The organism is Ochrobactrum vermis (genome assembly GCF_002975205.1).
Classification (GTDB): Bacteria; Pseudomonadota; Alphaproteobacteria; order Rhizobiales; family Rhizobiaceae; genus Brucella; species Brucella vermis.
The window spans coordinates 81,801-99,287 of sequence record NZ_PCOC01000002.1; the positions used below are offsets into that span (position 1 = coordinate 81,801).

The window sequence follows — 17,487 nt, forward strand, 5'->3', positions numbered from 1 at the left end:
GTGGACGGCTCCCGGCGGCATCGAATGTGCCAGAATGAGTTCGTTGAAATCTCAATCGAGGGAGACCGCCCGTGGAACAGATTATCCGAATCGGCATGGATACGTCAAAAAGCGTTTTCCAACTGCATGAAGTGAACGTGATGGAGCAGCCCATCTTGCGGAGAAAACTTTCGCGCAAGGAGATGCTGAAGTTCTTCGAAAATACACCGCCAACCACCGTTGCGGTGGAAGCATGCGGTGGTTCTCACCATTGGGCCCGATTGCTAGGTTCGTTTGGCCATGATGTGAAGCTAATTGCTCCGCAGCTCGCCAAGCCTTATGTCAAGCGTGGCAAGAACGACGCTGCAGATGCCGAAGCTTTGTGTGAGGCGATGAGCCGCCCGACGATGCGGTTCGTTACCGTGAAGACGGCCGATCAGCAGGCAGCTTTGATGCTGGTCGGAGTCAGGCAGAGACTACTGCACAATCGCACCCAACTGGCCAATGCCATTCGTGGTTTTGCTATGGAGTTTGGGGTCGTCGCGGCGAAGGGTATGTGCCGAATAGAACCCTTGTTGGAGCGCCTTGCAGCAGATGGATCCCTCCCGGAATTGGCGCGCGAACTGTTCGCCATGCATGGAGAGGAGCATCGCGAATTGCTTCGGAAAATTGAAGTAGTCGATGAAAAGCTGATGAAGTTGCATCGCGCTGACGAATGCAGCAAGCGCCTGGCCGAAATCCCCGGTGTCGGCCCGGTGGGGGCTTCACTTCTGATGATGAAAACTCCAGATCCGCGGATGTTCAAATCCGGTAGAGACTTCGCAGCCTGGATTGGTCTAACACCGAAGGACCATTCCACTGCCGGAAAAGTGCGACTCGGGGTAATCACTCGAGCCGGAGATGAGATGCTGCGAAGCGTACTGGTTGTCGGGGCAACATCTCTTCTTCAGCATGTTAGATCAGGTCGAAGCAGGCATGCCTCCCCATGGCTCCTTGGGCTTCTGCAAAGAAAGAGACCAAAGCTTGTGGCCGTAGCGCTCGCCAATAAGATCGCGCGAATCGCGTGGAAGCTCATGATCAGTGGTGAGACCTACCAGCGGGCAGAGGGCCAGAGGCAGACAGCATAGGAGATTAGCCATCATGGCAAGCGGTGACGAGGTCGCTGCCGTGCTGAGCTGATGCTGTGAACTTGCAACAGAAGAGCAGATGATGCGATCGGAGGATCCAAGACGTGTAAAATCCGTTAGGTCCAATGGCCCTCAAAGGCCGAGGCTATGTTAGGAACACGCGTTGCGGAGATCATCTTGGCCAGTGGTCATGTGCGACCACATCGAAAGGCCGCACATATGGAAGCAAGCTATCCGCTCGAAATTATCTGAAAAAATGCTTGCAAGTGGGAACCGTCCACATATGGACCTACAACAACGAACGTCCCAATATGGGCATCGGCGGCGTAACGCCCGCACAGAAACTGAAAATGGCCGCGTGAATTCTACTGACGAGCCCCGTTAAAAACGGGGGGATTACCACCTGTCGTGGCGGCGAGTTTAACGCCCGCGTTGTCTCGAGCGCCGGGTTTCTACGCGAAATTTATAACTGTGACATTGTTGGTAACGATTGCCGATACGAGCGACCCAGAAATACGTCGTAGTCATATTTTACGCCGTGCGATGAAGTGTAAGTTAAAAAATTTATTGAATCCGTTCACGACCGTGGAGCCCCCTGTCCAGACAGAGTAGTCGGTCGCGTTGCTTTCACTTACGTCTGGATATTCGCAGGTTACCGAAAATGAGGGCAGGACACTTCGCCCCCCATTGTTGATCGCGCCAATTCGCACGCCGCCTGCATATGCGGAAGAAAGCATTGCACCAAGAGTTATCATTGTGACCGATGCAACGACTAACACCATGACGAAAGGCCATTCTAAACTCCAATTTGATAGGAGGAGCCATCGACCAAAACGCAACAGGGCGCAGATCAATCTCCCCCTTCGACGTTGGCTCGTTTATTCTCACAATAAAACATCGCAGATGACTGCCTCAATCGTATAACGCATTCCGACATAGAATAAAATCGACTTTCTCCACAGAAGTTCACGGGATTTAATTTCTCTTTGTCAAATATATTTTGACACAGGTCTGGTCTGGACTGGTGACTTTGGATAGAATTATTTCGTAGATGTTGGCTTGCGATAAGATAATGGATCGACGGAGAAAAATGTGATGAGGATACGGAGAACGTACATTGGCTGCCTGCTCGCAGCCATGGGCCTGAATATCGCGCCCGTCGCGGCTGGTCCCGATATGGGATTTGACGTCATCGTCTCGTTGTCCGACAAAGCGGCGGCAAAGTTGACCACAGATCATGAAACGATCATTGCATTCGCTAGCTACTATGGCGATCCGAAGAAGAGCGCCGCAAAGCATGTCGATGAAGTCGGGCAGATCGATCTTTCCCCAAGTGATGAAACAGTCGAGATTTCCGGTGCAGGTGGCAAGCTGCATATCTCTGGCGACAAGGTCGAAGCAAAGCGTATCGACTGGGTGAATGGGCCTGTTAAAGTCAATCTGAACGTCGCCTCGGGGCGCAAGGCTGGACCTGACAATATTCTGAGTTGCGACTTCATTGACGGCGCTCTTTCACAGGTGAGAAAAAGACCAATAAAGCTCCACTGCTCGCTTATTGTCGAAAACGTCGAGAATAAACTTTTTCCGTGAACCCTTCCGACGAATACCCTTCAACAGGAGCCGTCGCGTGACGAACAGTTAGTGTTCTTGGTGAACGTGGGCGGAGATCTATGGCCGTCCCGCAACTATTTTGGAAACCAGTAATAAGCGGAGAAGCGTAATGATTAGAACTATCGTGGCGGCTAGTGTCGCCCTTTCTGGGGCAATGTTCGTTCCGGAGTTTGTAGGGGAAGCACAGGCACAAAACACGGTGGAATGCAGATCACGTAACTATCAATATGATGAGTGCTACGCAGGCCCACTTTCCAAGCCGCAACTAATTCACCAAACATCGGGGTCTCCCTGCATTCTCAACAAGACGTGGGGCTATAACCCCAACAGCAAGTATTTGTGGGTGGCGCAGGGTTGTTCTGGGGTGTTTGCCGATGTTGGCGGCTATCACCATGGCCGGGGGGATAGTTTCGATCCCGGCGCGCGGATGTATGATCACCGGGGACATGATGTTGGCGGCGTTGTCGCTGGAGCCGTGCTTGGCGCAATTATCGCGGGCGTGGCGGAAGACGACAAGCACAAGCATCGTCACACGACCAGTAACTATCGCGATGACGGCGGCTATAATGGCTGTCACGGCATCGGATGCACGGTCGATAATCCCGACGATGAAATAGATGATCGCCCACAGTACGACAAAAACGGCGAACCGAATTTCGATACAAAGGGTAATTACATCGGCTGTCATGGGGTCGGTTGCTTGGTCGATGATCCAGACAATCCGGACTAAGCGGAGGCCGGTTCATGGCGTCGCCGTCAGGTACCAACCGTTTCGGTGCGGCAGCATCGCCGGTTGATTTTATCATTGCGATCAAGAAATTTTTCGCCTGATATTTCGACTTCAAAGGCCGCGCCAGCCGCTCCGAATATTGGTACGCGATGCTGTTCTATGTGGTGATGCTATTCGTGCTTGCTCGGCTGAATCTGACCGACTCCGTTGCCGCAATTATTCTGCTCGTTAAAGCGGTACTTTTTCTCTACCATGCGCAGGTTGCATGATACGAACAGGAGCGATTGGTATCAGCATGTCTCTTGGATTATGCCCATCGGTACGATCGGGGCAGTGTTCTGGCTAAAAGAACCGGTATGAGATTAGAACCAAATTAGTACACGCTGTTGAAAATTCAGCGGGGCGGTAGGGGACCCGATCAGATCGGGTACATTCTATTTAAAGTGCAACATTCCAATGAATTCATGAAGATATCCATGGAAGAAGTTGGATATTAAATTGCTATTCACAAATCACATTAGCCGAGCGTCGCAGACTGTTTGAGCTAAAGCAGCAGAAAGTCCCTCTCGGTGATATTGCACGACTGATGGGCCGTCATCGCTCGACAATCTACCGGGAAATCAAGCACAACGGCTTTCTTGACATTGACTGTAAGATGGACGAGGTCGAGTCATAGCGGCTTAAGTTTGCGCTCCACGACCCTTAAGGTAAATCCCAGATCCGCAATCCAGCCGCATTTGGTGCGTCCCGGGAACTGGGCTATCCTCCTACATTGAGCATTCTGGGAATTGTCTTCTTGGATTCTAGTCACCTGAATCTGAAGTTCGGTTCATTGTTTTCTGGCAGAAACGCTTGACCGACGCGAGGATTTGATCGGCAGATTTAACCCATTTGTAGGGTGTGGGGCTTTCGTTGTGTGCTTTGATGAAGGCATTAATGTCAGCCTCGAGTTCTGCTGTTGAACGGTGTGCGCCACGCTGTAACTGCTTTCGCGTCAGTTCTGCAAACCAACGTTCGACCTGGTTAATCCAGGATGCCGACGTAGGTGTGAAGTGAACATACCAATGAGGTCGCCGCGCGAGCCATGCTTTGATCTTAGGTGTCTTGTGGGTTGCATAGTTATCCATCACCAGATGGACGTCTGGCCCGTCGGGCAATTCGGCGTCGATCCGTTTTAGAAAGTCAAGAAATTCAGCGGCTCTGTGACGCTTGTAGCAACGACCGATTACCGCGCCAGTGGCAACGTCGAGCGCGGCAAATAGGGAAGTTGTGCCATTGCGCACATAAGTATGCGTCCGCCGTTCAGGGATACCCGGTGCCATTGGCAGAACTGGCTGCTCACGATCCAGCGCCTGGATTTGCGACTTCTCATCTACGCATAGAACAATCGCCCGATCTGGTGGCGACATATAAAGCCCAACAATGTCCTGGACCTTGTCAACAAACAGCGGATCGGTGGACAGTTTGAATGTCTCCGATCGATGTGGTTGCAAGCCAAAGGCTCGCCAGATCCGCCGGATAGTGGTGTGCGAAAGCCCGCTATTGGCTGCCATCGAACGGATGGACCAGTGCGTGGCATCTGTGGGTATAGTGTTCAACGTACGCTCAACAACCTGAGCAACCTGCGCATCGGAAACCGTTCGTGGTCGACCTGCACGATACTCATCTGTCAGGCCTTCAATGCCATCCTGTGCAAACCGGCGGCGCCACTTACCAACAGTATGTTCGTGAACACCCAGGCGTTCGGCAACCTCCTTGCTGTGCAGACCCTGAGCGCACAGTAAAATCATCTGGCAACGATCTGACAAGGAACGTGGCGCTTTATGCTTACGCACCTGGGATTCAAGGAACTTCTTATCCGCCTCGTTCAGAACGACGAGGTCCGCTGGCCGGCCAATCATGATAAAAACTCCTGTTCCTCTGACAGAAGCTAAACAATATGAGGCTTACTTTAGTTCCACCTGACTAGAGCACGATTGTCTTCACCTACAGCGACGGCGGCCCTGATGCGTTCCTGCGCCGTCATACGGCAGTTTCAAAATGGCAGAGCAAAGAGACGGCGGTATTCGCTACCCTTGGGCGTCAGGCTGGGCTCTCAGCCGCGACGACGTCTTATTCTTTGACCGTATCCTTCTCGCCAACATTCCGTATTCCAGTAATAGACAGGACGAAGGGGAGTAATGCGAAGGTACAAGCAAGCCCCGCTTATTCTCTGAAGCTCGAGCCCTCAGATTCACATAATGCCAGTGAGCTGCATCTCTAAATCGCCAAAACGATTTGTTGCTAAAGGAGCGGAACAGGTTCACAGTATCTATTCCAGCAGCCATTTTACGGGCGTTGCTGTTTGAGGGTTGATTACCCTGGCCCCAAGCGAGGAGGACACCATGTCTTCCCTATTTCATTATCCGAAGAAACCCGAATACGCGACCATCGCCGGTTACGTCTTATCAGCAGCCAGCCTTGCCATGATTGCCTACATCCTGGGCGAGGGATTGTTTCGATAGGCCAAAGCAAGGACGGCCAGAAAGGCGGTACTCGAAATGACCGAAAGGACCACGGAAACCGAAATCACATTCACGCATCCGTTTCATTTGAAGTCCCTTTCGGAGCCTTTGGAAGCTGGCACGTATCGCGTGGTCGTTGACGAAGAGTTGATAGAAGGCCTGAGCTTCACGGCGTATCGGAGAGTTGCGATTCATCTTGAGCTTCCAGCGATCTCAGTCGCAATGACCCGCCGCCAGTTCCTTCAGGTATCATCGGCGGAGATCGATGAAGCATTGGCACGTGATGCAGCTAATATGGATGCTGGCCCCAGCGACATCTCCTGATCAGGAGATTGATTGTGCATCGGCAAGCTTCACGTATGGACACCAAGCTTGCGTTAAGTTCCGGGGCGCCATGCTTAATTCCGTTGAGTGCGGGGCGTGACTGCTGTAGCCGCCTTGATGACCATCTTTTTCACCATGCAACGCTTCGGACAGGTGCCGGCTGCCTCAGAGAAAAGCGAACACTCAACCTCGACATTATTGCCGACAGCACAGGATACCTCCTGCTTGCCTTCGCAACGCTGTGACAGATGGTCTTTCCGATCATGCTTCTTCTTGCAGAAGCGGCGTTTCACGTGCCGATGGGAGAAAAGGCCCCAAGTAAGGAAGCTCAGGGCCGGGGTTCGATCGGCTATCAGACTTGTGCGGTTCCGCCGTCAACGAAGACCTCACTGCCGGTCATGAAGCTGCTTTCGTCTGAGGCAAGGAAGAGCGCCACCGCTGCCGTCTCCTCGGGGCGCCCGATACGGCCGAGCGGTATTTGCGCGGCGAAACCTTCCAGGAATGCATCTTCCTCTCCGGGTTTTACCAAGCCCTTGAGTCCCGGCGTCTCCGTGGAGCCGGGAGAAAGTACGTTCACACGGATGCCGGCCCCCTTCAGATCCAGTGCCCAGCTTCGGGCAAAATTGCGGATTGCGGCCTTGGTCGCACTGTAGACGCTGAACGCGGGCGTTCCCATGGAGCCCGTGGTCGATCCGGTAAGGATGATTGATCCGCCGGTCCGCATAAGCGGTAGTGCCTTTTGCACTGTGAATAGCGTTCCTTTGACGTTGACGCCGAACGTCAAATCGAACGACGCCTCGTCGATAGTGCCCAGCGGAGCAAGTGTTCCGAGCCCCGCATTGGCGAACAGAACGTCTATCCGTCCACTCTTCGCGTGCACCATCGCAAACAGCCGGTCAAGGTCCTCCAGACGCGAAACATCGCACTGCACCGCCGTTACGCCGGAGCCGATCGCGTCTACCGTCCTGTCCAACTCCTTCTGGCGACGACCGGCGATAAAAACCTCAGCGCCTTCTGCCACAAACCGTTTGGCGGTCACCAGACCGATGCCGCTGTTGCCGCCGGTTATGACGGCGATTTTACCTTCAAGTCTGCCCATATCGATCTCCTAGAGTATGTTGATTGTTTCGAAATAGGGGCTTGCTTTTATTTCATCCAGTATGCACATTTTGGTAAGTGCCTATTGGAGTATGCGAAATGAACACAACTGGCTTTATCTGCGGACTGGACGCCGCATTGGCTGTCATCGGGGGCAAGTGGAAGCCTTTGATCCTGTTCCATCTTTCCCACGAAGCCCGACGCTATGGTGACCTGAGGCGCGCCATCGGCAGCGTCAGTGACAAAATGCTCATCCAGCAACTGAAAGAACTGGAGGCCGATGGCATCGTCGATCGGTTTGACTTCAAGGAAATACCGCCGAAAGTCGAGTATTCCCTCACTGCGTTCGGTCAGACACTCGCCGGAGCCTTGAAGCCGCTCTGCGCCTGGGGCACAGAACATATGATCGAAGTTGAGAAACTTATGTCACAGCGCGGCACGTCCGCGGCGGAGAACGCCGCCTGACTTCGCGAGTATCTTGCCGGCAAGCCATGGGATGCGTCAGGTGACTATAGCGCAGACACACCGCCCATCTTCATCGCCGACCGACATCAGGCGCGTTAGCGCCGAAGCTCCTTAATCAGATGAAAGGCCGCTTTCCAGCATAGTCGCTCGAAACTTGCCAGTCCCTCTTTCACTCATTCTCAGGCATTGATGCAGGATAAGCGCAACGACCGATTTGATTGCCAGTCAAGAATCGCCGTCGTGGCTTTGTTCCCTCGATTGGCCGTAATGAAACATCCCCATTGCCTGGATAACTCAGGCATAGGGATGTTTTTTGAGTGTATCAAAGAGCCTTCTGCAGCTCCGGCAGCACGGTGAAGAGATCGCCGACGAGGCCATAATCAGCCACCTGGAAGATCGGCGCTTCTTCGTCCTTGTTGATGGCGACGATGACGCGTGAGTCCTTCATGCCCGCCAGATGCTGGATCGCACCGGAGATACCGACGGCGATGTAGAGATCCGGTGCAACCACCTTGCCCGTCTGGCCGACCTGCCAGTCGTTCGGCGCATAGCCCGCGTCGACAGCCGCACGGCTGGCGCCGACCGCAGCACCGAGTTTGTCTGCAACCGGCAGGATCACTTCCTGGAACTTTTCAGCCGAACCAAGCGCACGACCACCCGAGATGATGATCTTGGCCGAGGTCAGTTCTGGACGGTCCGAATCCGAGAGCGCGTTGCCCACGAAGCTCGACAGCGCCGGATCGACCGCTGCATTGACGCTTTCAACTGCAGCCGAACCACCGTCACCCGTTGCCTGGAAAGAGGCGGTGCGGACCGTGATCACCTTCTTGGCGTCGGTGGATTGTACCGTCTGGATCGCATTGCCCGCATAGATCGGACGCTTGAACGTATCCGCCGACACAACTTCCATGATTTCGGACAACTGCATCACATTGAGAAGCGCTGCAACGCGCGGCAGGATGTTCTTGGCCGAGGTCGTTGCCGGTGCGATGACCGTGTCATAATTGGCTGCCAGTGCCACGATGAGTGCTGCCGTCGGCTCGGCCAGACGGTTTTCCAGCGCATCGCTTTCAGCCAGCAGAACCTTGCGTATGCCCTTAAGCTTGGAGGCGGCATCAGCAGCAGCCTTCGCCCCCTTGCCTGCAACCAGAACATCCACGTCGCCGCCGATCTGGGCAGCTGCCGTCAGCGCCTTGGCCGTCTGGTCCGAAAGGGTTGCATTGTCGTGTTCGGCAATAAGAAGAATAGCCATTTATTTCGTCCCTTCCGATTTCTTTAAAGTACGCCGTCGGCCTTGAGCTTCTCGACCAGTTCAGAGACTGAACCGACCTTTACGCCAGCCTTGCGTCCACCCGGCTCTTCGGTCTTCAGGACCTTGAGGCGCGGCGCAATGTCGGCGCCGAAATCGGCAGGCGACTTTTCGTCGAGCGGCTTCTTCTTGGCTTTCATGATGTTCGGCAGCGATGCGTAGCGCGGCTGGTTCAAACGAAGATCGACCGTAACGATAGCCGGGAGCTTGACGTCGATGGTCTGGAGACCGCCGTCAACTTCGCGCGTCACCTTGGCCGAACCGTCGCCCAGTTCCACCTTCGAGGCAAAAGTTGCCTGGCTCCAGTTGAGGAGCGCCGACAGCATCTGGCCGGTCTGGTTCGAATCGTCGTCGATGGCCTGCTTGCCGAGGAAGACGAGGTCCGGCTTTTCCGCATCGACCACGCCCTTCAGCACCTTGGCAACACCGAGCGGCTCAACCGTTTCATCGCTCTTCACAAGGATCGCGCGATCGGCGCCCATGGCGAGCGCCGTGCGCAGCGTTTCCTGTGCCTGAGCAGGACCGACCGAAACCGCTATGATTTCCGTCACCTTGCCCGCTTCCTTCAGTCGGATCGCTTCTTCAACTGCGATCTCGTCGAACGGATTCATCGACATCTTGACGTTCGCAAGCTCAACGCCCGAACCGTCTCCCTTTACACGGATCTTAACGTTGTAATCGACAACCCGTTTCACTGCGACAAGGACTTTGTTCATGATTTCTCTCATATGCAATTTACGTAAATCAGTTTGGCAAGCGTCTTACCCAAGATGTTTGCCAAGTCTCCGCTCCGTTCCGGCCACAAGCCAGCCAAATGGAATTGTCACGACCAGATAAAACAAACCTGCGAGGATCAGCACATCAAGGTAAAGATAGGTCGCGGCGCCAACGCGATAGGCTCTCGCGAGGAGTTCCGGCACGGAGATGGTAAATGCAAGTGCACTTGCCTGAAAGATCAGAATAGCAAACCCCATAAGTGCGGGTACAGCAAAAAGCACGCCCTGTGGGATGACCACAAATCGCATAATGTCTGCGTTTGTCATGCCGAGTGCTAAACCCGCTTCGAATTCCCTTTGAGGAACTGCGTTCAAACCCGCACGTAGAATTTCACTTGTATAGGCGGCAGTAGTTAATGCAAGAGCAACAGCTGCTGCGATGAAGGCACTGGTGTTGATGCCTGCCGAAGGCAGTCCATAATAGACCATTTGGAGCACAACCAGTGCCGGAGCACCGCGGCCAATCTCGACTAGCAGTATCGCCATATAACGCGGCAAACGCATTTTCGTCATCGAAAGGAGGGCAAGCAGCAATCCAAGAGGAAGCCCCATGAGGAGGGCCAATCCTGTTAGCTGCAGGCTCACAACGAGGCCCGCGAAGAGCTGAGGCGCCCATTCGACAAAATTTGCGAGGGTTTCCTTCATCGCGAGAGCCTCCTGCGAAGCCTTTCGTCCAATACACGAGACATAAAGGCGATAGGAATGGACAAGAGAATGTAGATGAGCGCAGCAATGAGGAAGGGAGCAAAGCCTCCCGCCTGAGCTTGTGCCGCCTGGGATGTATACATCATAATGTCACGGACGCCGATTGTTGAGGCCACCGTGCTATCCTTGAGTAGGCTCACAAAGAACGTGGCCATTGCAGGTATAGATACGCGCAAAACCTGGGGTGCGGATACAAACCTTAAAATGTCACTACCCCTCATTCCGAGAGCAGTTGCTGCTTCAGTCTGCCCGCCTGGCAACGAAAGAAAGCCGCCACGATAAATCTCGGCCAGATAGGCTGAAGATACCAACCCCAGTCCGATAATACCGGCCTGTAGCGATGTCAGCCGGATGATGCCGGTTCCCAAACCAAAAAATATTATGAAGAGCCAGACAACAGGTGGAATTCCGCGAGCAACGTCGATAAAAATCCGCGCAAGACCGCTAACCGGTCGAGATTTTGAACGACGTAACAATACCAACGGCACTCCGAGTACCGCTCCCACGGCAAAGCCGCCAACCGTCAAAGCAATTGTTGCGGGAAGGCCTTTGAGCAGATTGAGAAGTAAATCCGTCATCAGTGTCGATCCACAATGGCTCGGAAGAATTTTTGCGTCCGCGGAGAAGACGGATGACGGATAACCTCCGACGGTTTTCCTTCTTCAATGATCTGACCGTCCGCCATCACGATGAGCCGATCAGCGACTTCCGTAGCGAAGGCAATTTCATGCGTGACAACGATCATTGTCATACCGTCCTGAGCCAGCTCGCGCATTACAGCGAGAACCTCCAGACCGAGTTCAGGATCAAGCGCTGAGGTAGGCTCATCGAAAAGCATAACCTCGGGGTCAAGTGCCAAAGCTCGAGCTATCGCGATGCGTTGTTGTTGGCCGCCCGAAAGCCGAGCAGGATAAGCATCGCCCTTGTCTGCTAGATGCACCCGCTCTAGCAACTGTGTAGTGCGGGCATCGGCGTCATTTTTGCTTCGTCCCAGCACGCGCATCTGAGGCAAAGTAATATTCTTACGCACCGACATATGGGGAAAGAGATTGAATGACTGGAAAACCATACCGGTCGAACGTCGCAGCTTCAGCAATTGATCATTCGTCAGCTTGCTGTCGAGGTCAAATTGAAACGCCCCAACTTGCAGTGTTCCAGATACTGGTTGTTCGAGCATATTGATCGTGCGCAGGAAGGTACTTTTCCCCGCGCCACTCGGGCCAACAATGGCAACAACCTCACCCTTTTTAATGTCAAGCGTGACGTTCCTGACAGCATGATAATTACCGTAACGAACATTCACGTCCTGCAAGCGGACAATTGGCTTATTCTGAGACATCTTTCACCCCGTGTTGATGACGGTGTTCTGTTCTTGACTTCCCGGCGTTCCCCTCAGGGAAAGGCAGCACCTTTCCCAAGTTTTATGCCGCCGGAGCATATCGCGCAGCGGCCGGCCGCAATTGTTCGGTTCCCGGAGCAGATACCGGTGCACCATGAAGTGCCCAATCAGTGGCAATCTGACCGATCACTGGCGAAAGCTGGATGCCGTAACCGCCTGCGCCAGCTGCCGTGACAAGAGTCGGTTCGGACGGATCAATAGGGCCGACTAATGGACGCTTGTCGTAGGTCATAGGATAAAGCCCAGCCCAGCCGCGCCCAAGGCGTGCACCGGGCAGATCGGGAACTCGTTCCAAGAGGAGTTCCGCGAGCTCGATACGCGATTGTTCTTCGCACTGATCATTATAAAGATCTGGATTTTCCGGCTCCGAATTCGTCACTTTATGAACTTCAGCGATCAGCTCGCCTGCTTTCTCGTGCCTGAAGTTAAGCCCGGTGCCCTCACCGTTAACGAGGTCCATCACCATGGGCATCGTGTAATCGAGCGGCTGGTCTAGAAGGATGGTAATGGCTTCGTGCCGCTCAGGCTTGACCTGAAGCGTCTGCCCGAAGAGTGCCGCTACCTGTGACGCCCAGGCACCCGCAGCATTGATCACCATATCGCACTCGATTTGGCCTTTAGTGGTTTCGAGCCTATATCCTCCGGCGATCCTCGCGACGCCTTCAAGTTTGCAGAACTGCCTGACCGCACCACCGGCTTCGCGCACCTTCGCAGCCAGCAGTGTGCACAGCTCGTGCGGATCGATGAAACCGTCATCGGGTCCGAAAATTGCGCCAGCCAGACCGTCCGGGTTGAGGTGAGGGATAAGATTGTTCAGTTCGCCAGCTTGATAAACTTTGGAACGGAAACCGGCCTTTTTCTGCATCTCAACTGACTGACGAAAGAGTTCCATTTGCTCGTCAGTTCTGGCAAGTCGTAAATATCCGATGTGATTGATCTGCAATCCCTGGCGCTCAAATTCCTGGAACTGTCGCATTGAATGTTGCCGCAGGAGGATCTCGAAAGGATCGGTAAACTGGGTACCAATTACGCCAACTGATCGTCCACTTGAACCGGACGCGATGGCATTGGCATCGATGACGGTCACGCGGGCGCCTTGCCGGATAAGGTTAACCGCCGAACACATTCCTAAGGTGCCAGCGCCAATGATGACGACATGGGGAGAAGTGGTCATTTCAATTCCTGCTATTGTTTTCGCTGAACCGATATCGGGTTAGAAGTTACGAACCCGATCTGTTCATTTTGCATGCCGCGCTCAATATGACGGGTTGCGTTTCGTAATGTGACACCGTGTCAAGACTGCGAGGCGATGTGTTTGAAAGTGTCATCGATAGCAACAAGTATGGTATACGCATCGGCTTCAGCCATGGGCGTGGATAGGGCGAAAAGCCCGTAGCTCGCAGACAACACTCCTCTATCGAGGAGACCCTTATGGAGAAGGTTGAGCTTGTGACGATCACCTGCGGAAGGATAGACCGAACGATAATCGACGATGTCATTGTCGGTGAAGTGAATCTTGAACAATGATCCGAGCCCCACACAACGACCAGACAATCCCGATTTTCGGAAAATTTCGTTTGTACCGTCTCGCAATATCTCGCCCAGTCGATCCAGATGACGGAAAGATTCTGGCGTCAGTGCTTCCATGGCTGCCAGACCAGCCCGCATCGTCACGGGATTTGCCGTAAAAGTGCCGCCGTGCGGCAGAGCGGGTTTTCCCTTCGTCGGATCAAATACAGCCATCACCTCTGCGCGGCCGGCAACGGCACCCACCGGAAAGCCACCACCGATGATTTTTCCAAGCGAGGTCAGGTCGGGCGTAATGCCCCAAAGCCCTTGAGCGCCGGAGTATCCCAGGCGGAACGAAATCACTTCGTCGAAAATCACAAGCGATCCCGATTGATGTGCCGTTTCGACCAAAGCTTCGAGATAATCTTTTCGCGCCGGAATAAGCCCGGCCCGGTTTGGCATCGGATCAATCAGTACACCGGCAATTTCGTGCCCGTGCACGCGGAAAACAGCGTTTATTGCTTCAATGTCATTGAAGGGGACTGCAATGACATCATCCAGAACCCCTTGGGGCGTCCCTTTTGCATAAGCGGTCGATGCGGGCATATCCCCCCAGTTGCCCGGCGTGCTGTCTAGACTAACTTCGGCGAAATCATAGGATCCGTGATAGGCGCCTTCGATTTTGACAATCTTCGGACGGTTGGTAAAAGCGCGCGCTGCTTTGATCGCCATCATGACGCCTTCTGTACCGGAATTCGCGAAGCGAATTTGATCGACAGAAGGCAATCGCTCGACCAGGAGTTCGGCCAATTCGATCTCACTGATCGTCGGAGCGCCAAAAGCCGTACCAAGAGGAAGCTGCTCGTTTACCGCGTTAATCGCTGCCGGCTGGGCATAGCCATGTATCATGGAGGTGAAGTTGTTGATGCAATCGTAATAGATATTGCCGTCAACATCACGCATTCGGCATCCCTCACCGCTCTGCGCATAGATCGGAAAGGGGTCCATGTAGACGGTCGTGCGCGTATTGCCTCCTGGCATTACCTTTTGTGCACGATCAAAGAGTGCTTGGGACTGAGCGCAGGATTCTGGATACTGTGTCATGAGGTTAAAACTTCGAAAAGGAGGAACTGCGGAGCGTTCTCCGCTCCGCACCAAATGGCTCAACGTGTCATGATCGTGTGACTTTGTTCGCGCATAAACTGGGGCAGGAAATATGCACCTAGTCCCCCCTTGCCACTTACGCCGGTTCCCTTCCAGCCACAGAATGGCTGCGCGCCTGGCCAGGCGCCGGTAGTCGCGCCGCTCGCGCGGTTAGCGTACAGAACGCCCGCCTCTGCATAGTTGAGGAAATGTTGAAGCTCGTTCTGGTCGTTGGTGAAAATACCTGCTGCAAGACCATAGGAAACGTCGTTGCCTTCCTTCAGACCGGCCTCAAGGGAGTTCACACCACGCACCACCACAAATGGCATAAACAATTCATCGCGCGTAAGACTGGATGGACCCGACGTTTCAACAATAGCGGGAACAAAGTAGTTCTTCGGCAAGCCCGCGATTTGTTCACCTCCGAAATGTACGGTACCTTCTGCTTTTGCCTGTCCAACCGCATTGATAAACCGGTCGACTGTTGCATCATTGTAAAGTGGGCCCATGAAGACATCACGCTTGCGCGGATCGGCAACGACAAGTGCCTTCGCAAACTCGGTGCATCGCGCGATGAATTCGTCTTTCACGCTATTATCAACATATACCACCGAGCACGCGGAACATTTCTGACCTTGGAGACCAAAAGCCGAGCGTACCACCCCCTGAGCAGCACGAGCGATATCAGCGTTTGCCGTGACATAGGCCGGGTTCTTGCCGCCCATTTCGGCAATTACGGGCTTCATCCACGGCGAAAGTGCCATGTGCCTGAAGATGCTCATTCCGGTCTTGTGAGAACCTGTAAATGCGACGCCATCAACACCCTTATCTTCGATAAGATTTTCACCGACATCGCCACCACCGAGCACCACATTGAAAACACCTTCAGGCAAACCTGCCTTACGTATGGTCTCGGCAATAAGAAGACCGGTAAGTTGGCATTCTGGCGAGGGTTTAAATACCACCGCGTTACCTGCAAGCAATGCGCCCGTAATCATGCCGATAGACAATGCGAGCGGAAAGTTGAACGGCGCAACGACCGCGAAAACGCCATAGGGACGCAAAATGCTCGTCGCAGTCTCGTGGTCCACAAGTTGGTTCATAGGGCGCACAAATCCGTTGTTTGCCCTCAGTTCTGACGGATAATAGTCGAGCATATCGACCGCTTCTTCCGCCTCGCCTATGGCTTCCATACGCGATTTGCCGACCTCGAAGAGTGCGGCTAGTCCCAACTGGTATTTCTCTTCGGCAAGTACGTCCTTCCAGCGTGCAGCGAATGCGAGCCGTTCATCCAGGCTCGCCGCATTCCAGACTAATGCGCCTTTGCGAGCGGCAACAACTGCTGCACTAACATCGCTTTTCGTGGAAGCGGGAAAAACGCCTAACGTAATTGCGGGATCGATGGGGCTCGCAACGTCTTTTGCCTCGCCCGTCGCAAATGGCGTGGACCATGCCTGACCCAACTGGTTTGCTTCGAAAATTGGCAGGATTTTATCTAGGTGATCATGAACGGGTGAGAAATCGACGCCGATGTTCGAATAGGTGACGCGGGGTAATGGCTGAGTCATCGATAAGTTCCACTTATTGGTATTATTCCCGTATTGTGGTCGGAACTATTTCCAATTGTCAACAGTCCCATTAAACGAAATTAAATCTTATTATCGGAACTCCAAGCCGCTTGACAAACTTTTATAATCGATATTAGTTCCATTTTCGGAGATTAGTACCGATATTCGGTACATAAAATCGGAGGGATATGACGAGCTCCGAGGCAGAGGGCTGCTCACAGAAAATCGACTTCTCAGTCGAAGGTGCACAACAATTCATAAAACGACAATCCAGAGGTTAAAGTAATGAAAACTATGCGTTATTTGATAGCATCGGCAGCGATCGCCTTAGTGACGGCTTCGACGGGGGCAAAGGCCGACACATGCGAAACGAAGTTCAACTTCGAACCGATCAAAGCAGGTGTCCTAACTGTGGCGTTGACGAACACCCCACCCTACTCGGTAGAAAAGGATGGCGTTTCCGGCATCGACGGTGACCTTCTTCAGAAATTTGCGAAAGATAATTGCCTGAAGATCGAGTACGAGATCTTCAGCTATCCTGCCGCAGTTTCGGCGGTGCAGACAGGCCGCGCCGACATTGCTATTGGAGGTTTCTACCGCACCGCTGCTCGTGCAAAGGTGGTAGCGCTCAGCAACGCGGTTTATCTCGACCAGGTTTCGGTAGAGTCCAAAGAAGGTTTCGAGACCGTCGACCAACTCAAGGGCAAAAGTGTGGGAACCGTAGAAGGCTACTCTTGGGTCGGCGATCTGGAAAAGCTTTATGAAAATGTAAAGACCTATCCGTCTTCGCTCAATCTGGCGCAGGATGTTCAGGCCGGGCGTATTGATGCTGGCATTGAAGGTTTTGGCGCCGCCGCTGACCTAACCAAAGGCACCGACGTCAAAGTTAAGCTTTACCAACCGGATCCGCGCGTAAAGGCAACCACCCTGCCTACTCAGACTGCGTTTTTGATGTCCAACAGCAATGCCCCCTTTGCGAGTGCAGTGAATGAAAGCCTCGAGAATTATCGCAAAGCTGGCGCTATTGCCGAAGTACTGACGAGTTACGGTCTTCCGACTTCCGCGGCCGATGTGGGCGACAACAAAGAATATTGATAAGCGGGACCTGTGGCTGCTTCTGCGGCTACAGGTCCCAATGCACATTGGCAGGAGCGTTCCTTTACAGCCGAAAGCTGAAACCTTATTCTAAAACGAAACGCTCTCGTCTCGATGAGACAACACATTTCAGCACCTGACCAGC

At 53.5% G+C, this 17,487-nt stretch carries 16 protein-coding genes and 2 pseudogenes; 8 read left to right on the forward strand and 10 right to left on the reverse strand.

The genetic code is table 11. The features are described from left to right. The first annotated feature begins 71 nt into the window (after window positions 1–71). From CQZ93_RS14515 to CQZ93_RS14535, 5 genes and pseudogenes are all read left to right on the forward strand, one after another. Window positions 72–1,106 carry an IS110 family RNA-guided transposase gene (locus CQZ93_RS14515; protein WP_105543385.1) on the forward strand — a complete coding sequence of 345 codons (1,035 nt, stop codon included), beginning with the start codon at window positions 72–74 and terminating at the stop codon, window positions 1,104–1,106. A 1,095-nt stretch (window positions 1,107–2,201) separates the two neighbouring features. Next, entirely contained in the window at window positions 2,202–2,696 is a 495-nt protein-coding gene (locus CQZ93_RS14520) for a hypothetical protein (RefSeq protein ID WP_146114447.1), read from the forward strand. Between the two features lie 130 nt (window positions 2,697–2,826). After that, window positions 2,827–3,447 carry a DUF3011 domain-containing protein gene (locus tag CQZ93_RS14525; RefSeq protein WP_105543387.1) on the forward strand — a complete coding sequence of 207 codons (621 nt, stop codon included), beginning with the start codon at window positions 2,827–2,829 and terminating at the stop codon, window positions 3,445–3,447. A gap of 113 nt (window positions 3,448–3,560) precedes the next feature. Further along, window positions 3,561–3,807: pseudogene (locus CQZ93_RS27380) on the forward strand (DUF805 domain-containing protein); the annotation flags it as partial. 130 nt (window positions 3,808–3,937) lie between these two features. Next, a pseudogene (locus CQZ93_RS14535) lies at window positions 3,938–4,090 on the forward strand (helix-turn-helix domain-containing protein); the annotation flags it as partial. A 160-nt stretch (window positions 4,091–4,250) separates the two neighbouring features. Here CQZ93_RS14535 and CQZ93_RS14540 read toward each other — a convergent pair. Beyond that, window positions 4,251–5,348 carry an IS630 family transposase gene (locus tag CQZ93_RS14540; RefSeq protein WP_105543390.1) on the reverse strand — a complete coding sequence of 366 codons (1,098 nt, stop codon included), beginning with the start codon at window positions 5,346–5,348 and terminating at the stop codon, window positions 4,251–4,253. A gap of 639 nt (window positions 5,349–5,987) precedes the next feature. On the opposite strand from CQZ93_RS14540, the gene CQZ93_RS14545 reads away from it, so the two are divergent. Then, window positions 5,988–6,275 carry a hypothetical protein gene (locus CQZ93_RS14545; protein WP_105543391.1) on the forward strand — a complete coding sequence of 96 codons (288 nt, stop codon included), beginning with the start codon at window positions 5,988–5,990 and terminating at the stop codon, window positions 6,273–6,275. A gap of 352 nt (window positions 6,276–6,627) precedes the next feature. Here the strand turns inward: CQZ93_RS14545 and CQZ93_RS14555 are convergent, their stop codons facing one another. Next, window positions 6,628–7,374, reverse strand: coding sequence for an SDR family NAD(P)-dependent oxidoreductase (locus CQZ93_RS14555; protein WP_105543393.1), 747 nt, complete (start codon window positions 7,372–7,374; stop codon window positions 6,628–6,630). Between the two features lie 98 nt (window positions 7,375–7,472). On the opposite strand from CQZ93_RS14555, the gene CQZ93_RS14560 reads away from it, so the two are divergent. Continuing rightward, window positions 7,473–7,838 carry a winged helix-turn-helix transcriptional regulator gene (locus CQZ93_RS14560; RefSeq protein ID WP_105543394.1) on the forward strand — a complete coding sequence of 122 codons (366 nt, stop codon included), beginning with the start codon at window positions 7,473–7,475 and terminating at the stop codon, window positions 7,836–7,838. 322 nt (window positions 7,839–8,160) lie between these two features. Here CQZ93_RS14560 and CQZ93_RS14565 read toward each other — a convergent pair whose 3' ends face one another. The 8 genes from CQZ93_RS14565 to CQZ93_RS14600 all read right to left on the reverse strand — a co-directional run bounded on the left by CQZ93_RS14565 (window position 8,161) and on the right by CQZ93_RS14600 (window position 16,247). Continuing rightward, complete coding sequence (locus CQZ93_RS14565) at window positions 8,161–9,090, reverse strand: electron transfer flavoprotein subunit alpha/FixB family protein (protein ID WP_105543395.1); 930 nt, start codon at window positions 9,088–9,090, stop codon at window positions 8,161–8,163. 23 nt (window positions 9,091–9,113) lie between these two features. Further along, window positions 9,114–9,863: an electron transfer flavoprotein subunit beta/FixA family protein gene (locus tag CQZ93_RS14570; protein WP_105543396.1), complete on the reverse strand. Its 750-nt coding sequence runs from the start codon at window positions 9,861–9,863 to the stop codon at window positions 9,114–9,116. Window positions 9,864–9,908: 45 nt separating this feature from the next. Then, entirely contained in the window at window positions 9,909–10,568 is a 660-nt protein-coding gene (locus tag CQZ93_RS14575) for an amino acid ABC transporter permease (protein ID WP_105543397.1), read from the reverse strand. Next, window positions 10,565–11,206, reverse strand: coding sequence for an amino acid ABC transporter permease (locus tag CQZ93_RS14580; RefSeq protein ID WP_105543398.1), 642 nt, complete (start codon window positions 11,204–11,206; stop codon window positions 10,565–10,567). Before CQZ93_RS14580 ends, CQZ93_RS14575 begins: the two co-directional genes overlap by 4 nt. After that, the gene (locus tag CQZ93_RS14585; RefSeq protein ID WP_105543399.1) at window positions 11,206–11,967 is read right to left on the reverse strand and encodes an amino acid ABC transporter ATP-binding protein; all 762 of its coding nucleotides are present in this window, start codon (window positions 11,965–11,967) and stop codon (window positions 11,206–11,208) included. Before CQZ93_RS14585 ends, CQZ93_RS14580 begins: the two co-directional genes overlap by 1 nt. Window positions 11,968–12,049: 82 nt before the next feature. Next, window positions 12,050–13,201: an NAD(P)/FAD-dependent oxidoreductase gene (locus CQZ93_RS14590; protein WP_105543400.1), complete on the reverse strand. Its 1,152-nt coding sequence runs from the start codon at window positions 13,199–13,201 to the stop codon at window positions 12,050–12,052. Window positions 13,202–13,320: 119 nt separating this feature from the next. Further along, window positions 13,321–14,640 (reverse strand): aspartate aminotransferase family protein, encoded by a 1,320-nt coding sequence (locus CQZ93_RS14595; protein WP_105543401.1) that lies wholly within the window; start codon window positions 14,638–14,640, stop codon window positions 13,321–13,323. A gap of 59 nt (window positions 14,641–14,699) precedes the next feature. Beyond that, window positions 14,700–16,247, reverse strand: coding sequence for an aldehyde dehydrogenase family protein (locus CQZ93_RS14600; protein WP_105543402.1), 1,548 nt, complete (start codon window positions 16,245–16,247; stop codon window positions 14,700–14,702). Between the two features lie 285 nt (window positions 16,248–16,532). On the opposite strand from CQZ93_RS14600, the gene CQZ93_RS14605 reads away from it, so the two are divergent. Beyond that, on the forward strand, window positions 16,533–17,342 hold the full coding sequence (locus CQZ93_RS14605) for a substrate-binding periplasmic protein (RefSeq protein WP_105543403.1): 810 nt from the start codon (window positions 16,533–16,535) through the stop codon (window positions 17,340–17,342). Window positions 17,343–17,487: the final 145 nt, after the last annotated feature.